The 12,568-nt window shown below is 38.4% G+C and carries 16 protein-coding genes; 12 read left to right on the top strand and 4 right to left on the bottom strand.

The features are described from left to right. Positions 1 to 65 precede the first annotated feature (65 nt). The 4 genes from DIJ65_RS05165 (at position 66) to DIJ65_RS05180 (ending at position 2,756) form a co-directional block, all read left to right on the top strand. Complete coding sequence (locus DIJ65_RS05165) at positions 66 to 548, top strand: RNA polymerase sigma factor (RefSeq protein WP_117301608.1); 483 nt, start codon at positions 66 to 68, stop codon at positions 546 to 548. Then, complete coding sequence (locus tag DIJ65_RS05170; protein WP_117301606.1) at positions 538 to 1,386, top strand: zf-HC2 domain-containing protein; 849 nt, start codon at positions 538 to 540, stop codon at positions 1,384 to 1,386. Before DIJ65_RS05165 ends, DIJ65_RS05170 begins: the two co-directional genes overlap by 11 nt. Before the next feature lie 250 nt (positions 1,387 to 1,636). Further along, positions 1,637 to 2,125, top strand: a complete 489-nt coding sequence (locus DIJ65_RS05175) for a dihydrofolate reductase (protein WP_117301604.1) — start codon at positions 1,637 to 1,639, stop codon at positions 2,123 to 2,125. A gap of 85 nt (positions 2,126 to 2,210) precedes the next feature. Next, positions 2,211 to 2,756, top strand: a complete 546-nt coding sequence (locus tag DIJ65_RS05180) for an ATP-binding protein (RefSeq protein ID WP_117301602.1) — start codon at positions 2,211 to 2,213, stop codon at positions 2,754 to 2,756. 125 nt (positions 2,757 to 2,881) lie between these two features. Here DIJ65_RS05180 and DIJ65_RS05185 read toward each other — a convergent pair whose 3' ends face one another. Further along, entirely contained in the window at positions 2,882 to 4,066 is a 1,185-nt protein-coding gene (locus tag DIJ65_RS05185; protein ID WP_185959493.1) for an MDR family MFS transporter, read from the bottom strand. Positions 4,067 to 4,184: 118 nt separating this feature from the next. Here DIJ65_RS05185 and DIJ65_RS05190 point away from each other — a divergent pair, with 118 nt between their 5' ends. The 8 genes from DIJ65_RS05190 (at position 4,185) to DIJ65_RS05220 (ending at position 9,585) form a co-directional block, all read left to right on the top strand. Continuing rightward, positions 4,185 to 4,715, top strand: coding sequence for a CGNR zinc finger domain-containing protein (locus DIJ65_RS05190; protein ID WP_117301598.1), 531 nt, complete (start codon positions 4,185 to 4,187; stop codon positions 4,713 to 4,715). A 295-nt stretch (positions 4,716 to 5,010) separates the two neighbouring features. Further along, complete coding sequence (locus DIJ65_RS05195) at positions 5,011 to 5,352, top strand: ASCH domain-containing protein (RefSeq protein ID WP_185959494.1); 342 nt, start codon at positions 5,011 to 5,013, stop codon at positions 5,350 to 5,352. A gap of 89 nt (positions 5,353 to 5,441) precedes the next feature. Further along, positions 5,442 to 5,615, top strand: a complete 174-nt coding sequence (locus DIJ65_RS16690) for a DUF6366 family protein (protein ID WP_391527596.1) — start codon at positions 5,442 to 5,444, stop codon at positions 5,613 to 5,615. A 111-nt stretch (positions 5,616 to 5,726) separates the two neighbouring features. After that, the gene (locus DIJ65_RS05200) at positions 5,727 to 6,305 is read left to right on the top strand and encodes a histidine phosphatase family protein (RefSeq protein WP_117301595.1); all 579 of its coding nucleotides are present in this window, start codon (positions 5,727 to 5,729) and stop codon (positions 6,303 to 6,305) included. 210 nt (positions 6,306 to 6,515) lie between these two features. Further along, positions 6,516 to 6,950, top strand: coding sequence for an NUDIX hydrolase (locus tag DIJ65_RS05205; RefSeq protein ID WP_230321369.1), 435 nt, complete (start codon positions 6,516 to 6,518; stop codon positions 6,948 to 6,950). 262 nt (positions 6,951 to 7,212) lie between these two features. Further along, positions 7,213 to 8,451, top strand: a complete 1,239-nt coding sequence (locus DIJ65_RS16695; protein ID WP_260678689.1) for a leucine-rich repeat domain-containing protein — start codon at positions 7,213 to 7,215, stop codon at positions 8,449 to 8,451. A gap of 127 nt (positions 8,452 to 8,578) precedes the next feature. Continuing rightward, on the top strand, positions 8,579 to 9,064 hold the full coding sequence (locus DIJ65_RS05215) for a hypothetical protein (RefSeq protein WP_117300659.1): 486 nt from the start codon (positions 8,579 to 8,581) through the stop codon (positions 9,062 to 9,064). Between the two features lie 140 nt (positions 9,065 to 9,204). Then, the gene (locus DIJ65_RS05220) at positions 9,205 to 9,585 is read left to right on the top strand and encodes a hypothetical protein (protein ID WP_117300661.1); all 381 of its coding nucleotides are present in this window, start codon (positions 9,205 to 9,207) and stop codon (positions 9,583 to 9,585) included. 533 nt (positions 9,586 to 10,118) lie between these two features. On the opposite strand, the gene DIJ65_RS05225 is transcribed toward DIJ65_RS05220, so the two are convergent. The 3 genes from DIJ65_RS05225 to DIJ65_RS05235 all read right to left on the bottom strand — a co-directional run bounded on the left by DIJ65_RS05225 (position 10,119) and on the right by DIJ65_RS05235 (position 12,142). Then, positions 10,119 to 10,418: a hypothetical protein gene (locus DIJ65_RS05225; protein WP_117300665.1), complete on the bottom strand. Its 300-nt coding sequence runs from the start codon at positions 10,416 to 10,418 to the stop codon at positions 10,119 to 10,121. A 40-nt stretch (positions 10,419 to 10,458) separates the two neighbouring features. After that, the gene (locus tag DIJ65_RS05230) at positions 10,459 to 10,782 is read right to left on the bottom strand and encodes an ArsR/SmtB family transcription factor (RefSeq protein WP_117300666.1); all 324 of its coding nucleotides are present in this window, start codon (positions 10,780 to 10,782) and stop codon (positions 10,459 to 10,461) included. Between the two features lie 310 nt (positions 10,783 to 11,092). Then, the gene (locus tag DIJ65_RS05235; protein ID WP_117300668.1) at positions 11,093 to 12,142 is read right to left on the bottom strand and encodes a hypothetical protein; all 1,050 of its coding nucleotides are present in this window, start codon (positions 12,140 to 12,142) and stop codon (positions 11,093 to 11,095) included. Positions 12,143 to 12,568 lie beyond the last annotated feature (426 nt).

Here is a 12,568-nt window from a genome sequence, read left to right on the forward strand (position 1 = left end):
AATTTTAAAAAGCATGTAACGAAATGTGGTTATTTCGGATATATAGGGTGAAGGGAGGTAGAAGAGTGGATGAACTTACGGAATTATATGAACAACATGCGGAACAAGTTTATAAATATTTGATTACACTGTGTCGAAATACGGATTTGGCAGAAGAGTTAACGCAGGAAACCTTTTATCAAGCAATCCGTTCGATCGATAATTACAACGGCGAATCCAAATTGTCGGTTTGGCTGTGTCAAATTGCGAAGCATACCTATTATAAGTATGTTGATAAGGAAGTAAAGCAAGCGAATCAACTACATACAAATGATCTAGGAATATCTTTAGAACAGGAACTCATTGTTAACGAAAATAAAATTGAACTTTTCCGTATGGTTCATTTATTGGGAGAGCCATTTAAAGAAATTGTGTTGCTGCGATTACTAGGAGGTTTATCCTTCAAAGAAATTGGTGAAATTCATCAACGAAATGAAAACTGGGCCAGAGTAACCTTTTACAGAGCTAAATTAAAGTTGAGAGAGCGAGGGACTGTTTATGAAGAATGAATGTTACATCGTCCGAGATTTATTGCCTTCCTATATAGATCAATTGTGCAGCGATGAAAGCAAAGTGTTTATCGAGCAACATATGAGTCAGTGTGATTCATGTTCTCGAGTTTTACAGCATATGAGAACGGAATTTGATGACGTAGAACAAGTAGAGCTCCCCATGCGCATCGAGCAAAAAAAGCCATTTGAAAAAGTAGCGCGGTTTTTGACGGCCCAGGGAAACTTCACGAAATTCTTAAAAGCTTCTTTTTGGCTTTCACTGTTTATCACCATAATCCTCTTAGTGTTCTCTTTTAATGAATTGGCCATATGGCAGGAGGATCAGCAAGAAGCTCAACGGGTGGAACAGCAGCAGCAGGATATAATGGCGAAAGCTTTTACTGCGCTATCAGCGCAGGATAGACCGAATGAGACGGCGCTGCAAACCATTTTTGAACAATACCAGGAGCAATTGCAACATATTGCGATATTCTCAACTGAAGATATTGAGGATACTAGTACGTCACAAGAGGGGCCAACCACTGTATTTCCCATTGATTATGAAAGAGCTTCGCTTGTCTTAGGTGAGGGCGGGGAAATCACCGAATCGATTGTTCCAAACGAATATGACATTGGGACGATGGCTATGGCAAACAATGGATGGGTAGTACAATTTGAATACAAGCAATCCTATTTGGAGACTGTTGAAGCTGCCCATCAAATAAAATATTATTCTCCTAGTGCTTGGACATTGTTTTCTATGCCGATCGTCTTAAGTATTATTAGCTTGTTTATTTTCATTACTTGGAGATATCAAAAGCAAATTATGAGACCAATGAGAGCTCAAGTAGATTGAATACATCTTGTCTAATTGTTTGTGTAGCGAGTCATAATTTGTTTACAGATGGGGGGTTATAGGTAAGGAAGGGACTTCATAGAAAGTCTCTTCCTTTTTTTCGTCCATGTAAATGTACTTTTACGAACGGTTATTCACTTCTTTCAATTACATATTTGGTGAGTAACTGATACAAATTTTTGGGAAGGACTTTTAGGATTTAAAAGCGAATGGTGAATCAAGGGTAGTTTTTTGAAAGGATGCGTTTTAGGTGAAAGTAACTTTTATTGTGGCTATGGATAGAAATCGAGTTATTGGTAAAAAAAATGACATTCCTTGGAGAATTCCAAGAGATTGGGAGTATGTGAAGGAAACCACCAGAGGGTATCCAATAATTATAGGCAGAAGAAATTTCGAATCCATCGGAAGGGTTTTGCCCGAAAGAAGAAATATTGTTTTGACAAGAAATCCGGATTTCTTCTTTAAAGGATGCGAAGTGGCACATTCCATTCAAGAGGTCTTTGAGCTATGTAAAGATGAAAAAGAAATCTTCATTTTTGGGGGAGAAGAGGTATATAAAGCATTCCTACCCTATGTAGAAAAAATGCACATCACCAAAATCCATCACGAGTTCCAAGGTGATACATTCTTTCCGGAAGTAGACTTCTCTAAGTGGATGGAAGTCTCGACTAAAGAAGGTATTCAGGACGATAGTAATCCGTATTCTTACTCTTTTCATGTGTATGAAAGAATAAAATAGCGTAAAGCGTATCAATTTAAGGCGGTATTTTGCTTTCAAAACTAACACTCGGATGAACACAGTGGGATGGATGGGAGGAAAAATGATGAATAGCAAAATTCATATCATAGGAGCTGCAGGGTCAGGAACATCGACACTTGGCAACTCGTTAGCAAAAATCCTGCCGCATACTCACTTCGATACAGATGAATATTTTTGGATAACCAAATTCATAGAACAAAGACCCGTTCCTGAAAGAAAGGAAATGCTCAGGAAGGATTTGTCGCGTTCTGAGCAATGGATTCTATCAGGAGCCGTTGCTGGCTGGGGAGACTGCTTCATGCCTTATTTTGACCTGGTTATTTTCTTGTGGATTCCACCAGAAGTTAGGCTTGCAAGACTACAACAGCGGGAAGTGGAACGTTACGGAAAGGAAGCGCTCGCTGGCGGCAGCAAATACGAACAATCGCAAACTTTTTTAGAATGGGCTTCCCTGTACGATCATGCCGGCATGGAAGTCAGGAGCAAAGCCTTGCACGAACAGTGGATGGCTGATTTATCTTGTCCGATATTAAGAATCGAAGGTGACCATTCCGTCGAAGAACGTGTTGCTACGGTTATGGATTACTTGAATAGTAATAATCCATATTAATGCTGGAAGGAAAGAAGCTAAAATTTTGCTACTTTTCTTCCTTTTAGTTTGTAAAAGTGTACTTTTACGAACGCTTTGAAAAGGGATGCTACGCAAGAGATTTATTATGCAATGGCCTCTATATTTTAGGATTGGTGCTGAAAGATTTCCAACGGCTCCTTTGTTCGTTCGAGCACCTTGAGTCTGCCAACCAAAATAGAACCAACTAGTCCGATGATAAAGAATATTGTCCATGGCCAAAAGGTCGTCGAAGAATCATTTATAAAATAAGCCCCTGTGTAATTGCCCAACGTAGCACCTAATGCAAACGAAAGCTCAAAAAAACCATAGTATATTCCAGGAGATTGTCCGTTTGTAAACTCCGAAATGGCAATATCGGAAGACGGCAATACAAGCGTTTCCCCGATTGTGAATACGACAATGCACACAAGAAGCCAGTAAGGGGAGCTGCTAAAGCTGATGAAAAGAAATGAACTTGCCATTACAAGCATTCCTACCTTTATCAATCGGAAAGAATGAACGGAGAGAAAAAGTTTCCGGAACAGCAACATAAGCAATAGACCCGATAAAGCGTTAACGGTAATGGTCAAAGCGACGAGACTTTCACTTTTTGAAATAACGAACATATGTAAGGGGATAGCTACGGTTAATTGCGCAAACATAAACCAGAAGAAAATCATCGAGAAACAATAATATAAATAAGGCTTGTTTGAGAATAACTGGCTAAGATCCGACCGAATCGACCGTTGAATAAGATTAGGCGTGCGTTTTTCCTGAATCATGGACAGTTGGATGAAGAAGAGGAAGAAAAAAACTAAGCCGCTGATCAGAAAAGGGTACCGAGGATCGAACAGTAAGAGCAATCCGCCAAGCAAGGGACCGACAATTGCCCCGCCATTTAAAGCAAAGTTGAGATAGGTAAAGGCTTCTTTCCTTTTCTTTTCATGTGGCTCGGACGAGAAAAATGCCAGCGCGGAAGGTTCATAGCAAGCTGTACCAATACCTATTAAAAGGGCTGCGATAGCTGTCCAGAAGAAGGATGGTGCAAATGCCAACAGGATAAACCCTGTTCCTCTCGTGACTAATCCCACGCCCATCAGTTTCTTATAACCATATTTATCACCCAGGATACCTGTGAGCAATGGAAGCCCTCTTGAAGACATAACCATGATGGACAATATGGTCCCGGTCTGAGCTGCCGAGTAATGCAACGTATTAGATAGGTAAACAGCCAAAAATGATATAACAGCAAATCCGGCCAAATTCATTAAAAAAGCTGATAATAATAAAATGGATAACGAAGCCCTCATTATATGTCTCTCTCCTTCTCTTGTAACCATCTAAATATTTTGATGGTTACTTAATTAATGCCATCATATGCTATACTAAAGAGAAAAGCAACCAGTAAAATGAATAGGTGGTTACAATATGAAGACAGCTGAACGCGTGGTGTCCTTCTTAAATACATGGGAAATACCGAATAAAGAACGAACGCCAAAGGAGCATTTAGAGAAAACCACAGATCTCGCCCATTTTATGAACGCAGTTTATCCTGAACGAAATAGCGACGATTTATTGGAAGAGGTACTAAATTTTCGAACGAGACTCAGGAGCGCAATCGAAGCAAGTGAAATGGAGAGAGTCAATACCTTGATAAGCGAAAGGGATCTTGATTTCACTATCAAAGCAAATGGTGCGGGACCGGCTGCAGAAGTAAGGTTTTACTCCAAAACCGATAGCTTGATCAATCAGGTGCTAGTGGATATTCTGCAACTGATTCAAGCCAACTCATTCCATAGGATCAAGATTTGCCCGGACTGTAAATGGGCATTCTTTGACCAGTCGAAAAGTGCGACAAAAAAATGGTGCAGCATGAATGCGAAGAGTCCACACGGAAGAGCGTGCGGAACGATTTCAAAAGTGAAGAAGTACAGGGAGAAAAACAAGGAAGAGTTATAGCAGGCATCGAATCTGCTGGATGTATATTTGAATAGAACGAAGCAAAATCTGAGCGATTTAGTAGTTAGTTGCTCAGATTTTCTTTTTTTTTTCGCAGAAGTGTACTTTTACGAACGCTTTTACTTTAAGAAAACTTGCTCAAATCTTTTATGAATTAGTGGAAATTAATGTTAATATTTATATAGTGGCTGGTAAAGGTAATAATTCCTTCATCAATTAATGTCGTATGTATTTAATGCTAGTACTACCTTTCTTTAGTATGGCTGCAAAATAATAATAACTTTGGAGGATGGATATGGAATATAAGATGGGGCTTTATGAAGGACCTTTTAATTCAATTAAATCGGGAATGAAAACGGTAGAAGTGCGGTTAAATGATCAAAAGAGAAGAAATTTAAGAAAAGGAGATACCATTGAGTTTACAAAGTTGCCAGAGGAAAACGAAAAAGTTCGTGTAGAGATACAAGCATTAAAAAGGTATTCCTCGTTCAGGGAAATGTATGAAGATATTCCAGCTGAACAATTTGATGCTGTGGGTAGAGAGATTGAAGAAAGAGTAGAAACCATACATAAGATTTATTCTTCAGATTTAGAAAATAAATGGGGTACATTAGCGATTGTAATGAGGTTGGTCTAGTTGATTCTGAATGTAACTTAAGTGCAGTTAAGTTACATTCGTTTTCTCTAAAACTTTAATACGGAATTACAGAATAGAGGTGAACTACTATCAAGGAAAAATGGAGAAATAAAGAGTATAAAAAGAATCCTATGGCCAATTTTTCTGATTCGATCAATAAAACTTTTACTGGGGATTTTAGTAGTTTAGGTAATATTGGTTGTTTCACTTCAGTTATCTTGATTTTGATATGTATTATGATTCTTTACTTCAACTCTAATTAAGGTTGTAATCAGCAGGAATTTATATCCGATAGTGAATGTAACTTATTGGTAATTAAATTACATTCAGATTCAATCAAACAAGAGTGAAGCTATTTAAGGGGAGGTAGAAAGGTGGAATTGATTTTTATTCGCCATGGCCAAGGCGAACATACATTGGATTTGCCAGAAAGTCTTCACTTGAGTAATCCTTCGTTGAGCATCCAAGGGAAGATCCAGGCGAAAAAGTTAAGGTCTACCCTTCCGTTAACTTCTGAAGACGTTTTGATCGTCAGCCCGACTTTAAGAACACTCCAAACTGCTTCAATCTGGAGTGAGAATATAGAGTGCGGGAAATTGGTACATCCTTTGGTAGGCCCACGTATATTCCCTGCCCGAATGGCTGCTACGACATTGCCCTGTGATGAATTGCTCGATCTGGAAAGATTTCAAGAGGGATTTCCGTCTTTTGTTCCTGCACAAAACCTATCTTCTTCTTTGTGGTCAAGGGGCATTAATGTCCTACCTGAAGATGAATTTAACTTGCTGGCTGAAGAATTCATTGGTTTTTGCCGGAGCCTTCGACGCAAGCGAATCTATATTGTCACGCATGATGGGACCATCACTTCTTATCGGCAAAAGATTTCAGGCCAACAGCTTACCAGAGAAGATTTCTTGCAAGAAACTGAGTGGTTTCATCTGGTGCTAGAATAAATTACATAAAATTTGAATAGAACTTAATTAAGATGTTAAGCAGTTATGAAAGTAAGCTGATAGTTTTGCAAAATAATGAGGAGATTAAAACTAATTTAAGCAAATGGTGATTAGGATAAGAGAGTGGTTTACTGAATTCGATTCTCTTGGAAGCTAGTTACATTTCAGATTGCTTTTAAGATTGTTAAATTAAATATTGATGATTCAGGGGTGAATAAGAGTTTGTCTCCGCGAGCGAATACACTAGGATTGATTTATAGGAATAACGATATCCTGTTAGAAGAAAATGAAGGAAACCATAGCAGAGGAACTGGTGTATATTATCGGCCCATTGGGGGCACGATTGAATTGGGTGAGAAATCCAGCGAAACAATTCAAAGAGAATTTTATGAAGAGTTAGCAACCGACATAGAAGTGCGACGCCATATTACATGTTTAGAAAACATTTTTGAAGTTGAGGGAAGTATAGGCCATGAGATCACGCAGATTTACGAAGTAATATTCAAAGATTCAGCCTTATACCAAAAAGACAGCTTTCAAGTAGTTGAAGGAAACAGGGTTACATATGCAAAATGGATTCCATTAGAGGATCTTTTCACGGGTAAGAAACTTCTGTATCCTGAGGATCTACTCAACTTTTTATAATCATACTAAACATTATAAGTACGCAGCAGAATAGATTATGCCGTTGCAATAGTTTTGATGCTGGTAAGTTAACATATGATCGCTTATCGGAAGGAGAGAAGTGAAAGATATAGCTTCTTGCCTTCCTTTTGTTCGTAAAGATGTACTTTTACGAACGGTTTTATTACCAAAATTATCTAGCTATTATATTTAGTTCTAAGTATATTTAACGTAAGTGTTTTGGTTCTAATGATAAGAGATAAAAGATAACTAAGGAGGACCTATGGAAAAAAGCAAACTTCGCGTAAGAAACGACGAGGATGGACCAACCGTGTTAATCGGCAAATATAATGTACAGGAATCGGTCCAGTACATCCAAACACACCAGATCAAAAGTGTAGAGATTACTTATTACTATGTAGAATCACAAATCGATTTCTTGAGTGAATGCCCAAGTATTGAATCTTTGTCGCTACAAGGGCCAAATGTGAAGAATTTGAGCGGTCTATATCACTTGAAGTCGCTTAAAACTTTAGCAATCGATGATGTTGTGCCTTCCTCGACAATCGATTTCAGCCAATTGACCAATTTGGAGGAGGTTTACGGCACCCTACCGCCTAAGGCAGCAGCAATCGGCAGCCTAATCAACTTGAAGAAAGTGCAGATCTGGGGCTATAAGCCAAAAGGGAAAAACTTAAAAGAATTCTCAGACATGAAAGCTCTTGTAGATCTCGAGCTCATCAGCTCCAATGTCATTTCTTTGGAGGGGATTCAAGGATTGAAGAAGTTGGATCGGCTAGCACTGTTCAGAATGAGAGCACTAACGGACATTGAAGCGATCCAGCATCTGTCGGGAAATTTGAAGGATCTCGAAATAGAATCTGCGAAAAACATACAAGACTTTTCGCCAATCGGAAAAGTCCGGTCGCTCGAACATTTAGCTTTAAACAACTGTGGAACGATTCCCTCTATCCGATTTATTAAGCAACTTCCTCACTTGAGAAGTATGAGGTTTTTGGATTCCACTGTCGTGGACGGAGATGTATCTCCTAGTATCGAGCTGGAACACGTTTATTTTACGAATAAAAAACATTATTCTCATCGCCTGAAAGATGGGCCAAGGCTCAATGATCGTCCCACTTTTATAGAAAGAACCCTATCGGAAGAAACTGAATCGGTTTCACAAAACTACAATCAGGAGGAACAGCCCTTGCCTACGCAAGAGTGGAGAATGAGGATGGAAGATGGAGATGATGAGTTTACCGAAGAGAGTATAGCAGAAACGGAAACTGTGCTCCAAGACTTTCTGGCAACACTAGCCCATATTCAAGCGCCGTCTGAAAAGAAAATCATAAAAAAAGTGAAGGAAGTGGTCCTCCGTTTAAATGTACTGAATGAAAAATATGATTTTTTCATTGAGACACTTGAGCGAGAGGAACTGCATGATTTTATCATGGAAAAAGCGCAGCAAGCAGGGTTGAAGACAGATGAAGACATCACTGAAGAATGGCGGGAATGGTAAGAGGGTTTTGCAAGCTGTTTATGGGCTAAGATATAGAACAAATGAAAGGCGCTATTTTAACGAAAGTGAATGTAAATAAGTGCAGTTAAGTTACATTCGGTAAGCGATTGATGAAGGTGGGAGAAGAATGAATAAGGAAGACAAAAACTTCGCAGAGAGAGCTTTAAAACAGTTGCTTATTGGAAGTCAACTTGATGGTTTTCGGTTTGGAATCGGTCCAGGGGCAGTACGCGTCTGTTTTTCCCATTATTCTGAGCAAGACCCGGACGTGTTATGGTTGACCATCGAAATAAGGAAAATCGCGACTATTTTAAAAAAAGAGCGATTAACTACCATATCTAAAGAAACCCTAGAAGAACTTGACGATGAAGAATCGTTTCAATTGTTACTGAGCTACCGGAGAGAAAAAGTGAAAGATGTTTGGCTTGGAGACGAATCACCACATTTGTATATTTCGTTTGAGTTCGGAAAAGTATTATATGTAAATGGGCATGATAAAAATTATGAATGCTGGCAACTTGGAGACATGCATGGATACGGGGATGGCGACTGGCTAATTGTAGCGGTTCCAAGTAATGAAATCGTAACATGGAGTCCAGAAGAGTTTAACTAAAATTAGCTAGAAATGGAAATAGAAAATGAATGTAACTTATTGTGAATAAAGTTACATTCGTTTTATTCTGGCCGAACAACTTTGCGTCAGCTCTGTTGTTAACGCGACAAGTCAATTAAAACTTATTATTGAGGTGAGAAATGAGAAAGCGATTAAAGAAGAAATTAACAAACAAATATAATGTTTTGAATGGGGCCAAGCGTCAACGGTATAAACGGAAAGGGGTAAAATGCATAAGCTATGCGTTTCTTCCGATTGGGGAAAGGGATAAGGCCGCTCTATCTAATGATGAAATGATCCCTGACTACTCCTTCGCTTCCCATTGGCTAATAGAAGCATATGCTTGGGAAGAATGTTCTCAAGTAAGAGTTTTCCCTTGTTCAAAGAAGGGAGGCACCACAAGCAGCTCTCCACTCCATATAATTGTTTTGGAAGGTAAAAAAGGTAAAGAGGTTTCAACTGAATTCAATAAAGCATGCAAGGATATGAAAAATGATAGGTTTTGGGAAATCAATAGTTAAATATTTTAGGGCTACCGGTAGTCGTTTTGTTTAATGTGAGTATAACTTACCCCAAATTAATAATGCAGGCTGAAAAATGTTTAGGAAAAGCATCGTGAACAATGGAGAGAAGTTGAATTTACTTTGGTCATCAAAGAGAGCCTAAAGCTATCAGTCCCTAATGATATATTCACCCCAGCCAATCTCCTGAATTTCTTCTGATGAAGGATCTATGGTTTCCCTAATATGTATATTTAATTGGGCATGCAATGGATGGTCCCATTCGCTATAACACTCTGAACACTGTACCCAATATTGGTTCGTACCTTTAGCTTTCACGATCGCAACCCATCCTTGATCGCAAACCTTGCACCAGGCAACTTTGAATTCGTATGTTTCGTTCAACAGAATCATCCTTCCTCAACCAGTCAGAATACTTATATGGTCTCCATTAATTATACAGGAAGACCTCATTCAATATTCTGTTTGAACAATATTAAAGAATAGTTTACATATCATCAGATTATAGGAAGTTGCTTAGAACACAGAGTATATTAAGAGCCATGCAACCTATTAGGTTTCATGGCTCCTTTCTTTCTACTCCACTTCTTTAAGCATAAGCTCAATGCCAGTGAGTCGTTGATTAAGTTCATCCATTTTTTTGTTTGTTCCTGCTGCAATAAATTATTTTGCCGATCTAACTCTAAGCGTTCCTCGGCTCGGCGCTCCATGCGTCGAACAGCTCGAAAAACAAAAATAAGAATGAGAAGACCGATAAGCAGTGGAATCAATGGAAGTAAAAACGGTACAAACGTAAAAAATTCAATCCAAGTACTATCTTGTGAATTATTCATTTTAGTCCTCCCAATTGGCAACGATCTTTATAGAAATATGCTAATTACTGTTTCTTTTTAATGTAAGTGTTTTAGATAAGTCAAAAATTAGTTGTTGATTTAAATTAAGAACAAATGGGTTAAGCTCAAAATACTTCATTGCTTTGCCATTTTCAGAGACTTCAAGTTGACCTTTAACTAAATTAACATCTTCAAGTTTTTGAAGATGAAGGTAGAGTAATGGCCTGCTGATTCCCAATTCTCTTGCAAGCTGACTAACATATTGCCGTTCTTCATAGAGAACTGCAATGATTTTCAATCGGTAAGGATTGGACAAGGCTTCTAAGAGCTTTAGCAATTCATCGCCTGACAAATTATTATCCATTCATATATTAGACCTCCTGTAATAAATATATTACACGTGTAACTTAATATCAATATAAAGTTCAAATAATTTACAAGTTTCAAAGTCTACACATGTATATTTCTATTGATTATAGTTTTCAAATGAAATTTCTACTGCTTTAAAGTTTACATATGAGAAATTATCGGAAGCTACTAAAATAGATTAGTTGAAAGAAAAAAGTGGGTTTCTGACAATCAAGTTTTTAGCTATCCCTAAATGGCATATTTATAGAACCATAAAACCCTTCAGAGCAATTGCTTTCTGAAGGGTTTTATTCATGGGAATAAGTTTATTTGTTAACCACTCTCTCTTTGCGTACCAAGCTTGAACCCCATATACCAGCTAGTGAAGTGGCAATCATCGTCAGTAGAAGAGCAATAAATCCCCATATTGAAATTTCTGCTGCTGTATCTGTCACTTCTTCTGTCGTCTGGCGTAAATCAGTGATTGCTGTTTCCAGTTCCTGAGAAGCATTATCCAATGCAGCCTGTGCATTTTCAAGCTGTTGGGTGGCTTGGTTTACAGCTTGGTTTAGCCCGTCGACAATATTGGCCGTGGCTTCTTCTGCTTCTGTTTCACTCAAGTCCGTATTGCTGGCCACTGCGTTTGCTATGGCTTCTTCATCAACGGAAGCTTGAATTTCTTCTGCCTTGGCTGTCAGTGAATCTGTTAAATCCTGTATAATGGCATCTGAGTTTTCAGGGTTCAGAACTAATTCTGTTCCCGCATTCAAAATTTCGTTTCTGCTTTCCTGTAATTGATTGTTTAAATAATTCGGCTGCAATTCAGGTATATCGGTATCGGCAAGTATTTCATCGACATTTCCTTCAAGTTCAGCAGTATCTACACCAGACAAATTATCGGTTACGTTACTGAATGTCGACTGGATAACATTGCCGGTTGTGGATGCGACTGAGCCAACTCCTTGACTGACTGTACTGCCGACACTGCCAAAGATGGATCCTACCGTTTGGAAAGTGTTAACCGTTGTAAATGTTAAGAGGATAAAGAGGACAATTACGCTGGTTGCCCAAGTTAAGAAACCATGAACTAACCCGGCTCTGGCGGCTGTGATACCAGCAACTACTCCAGCAGCTCCAAGAGACAGGAGCAGAGTGAAAATGCCCCAGATGGCTAGCCCGGTGCCTACTCCAGCAAACGGATCACTTGACGTAACATCTGTTACGCCGAAGCCGATTGCAGCACCAATCAAACTGAACATAATTAAAAATGCAATAAAAGTAACTACTCCTGCAAAAATGGAACTCCAGGAAATGTTTCGACCTGCATCATCGGGTTCAGGGATAAAGTAGGTTCTGAAATTTCTTTTAGTTTTCATCTCTTCATCTCCATCTCTTATAGTTTTTTAATATTTTATATTTTTCTTCCAATTAATTTTCCACCTGCAACGGGCGTTTATGCACTTTTTTTGAAACGTTTGTTTGAGTGCTAAGGAATACAAGGCTTCTTCTTATTCAAATGCTTCGATAATTGAAGTGATTCCAAAAAAGAATTCTCTTTCCAACCACATTCCAAGAGTTCCCCTCGATTAAGAGTATAATAACTGCTTGTCATACTTGATTGGCGTAAGAATAGTGTTGTTCATCCATGTCATTGATCATTTGGAACGGATTAAAATGAAATAAATGAAAATATAATAGTAATTATAATAAATAATCATTAAAATAAATTATTGTATTGGGTATTGTTGCTTATTTGTAGTATATCTCTAATAGAAAGCAGTTAAACCTGTTCTTACAAATTG

The organism is Planococcus salinarum, from assembly GCF_007004625.1.
GTDB classification, from domain to species: Bacteria; Bacillota; Bacilli; order Bacillales_A; family Planococcaceae; genus Planococcus; species Planococcus salinarum.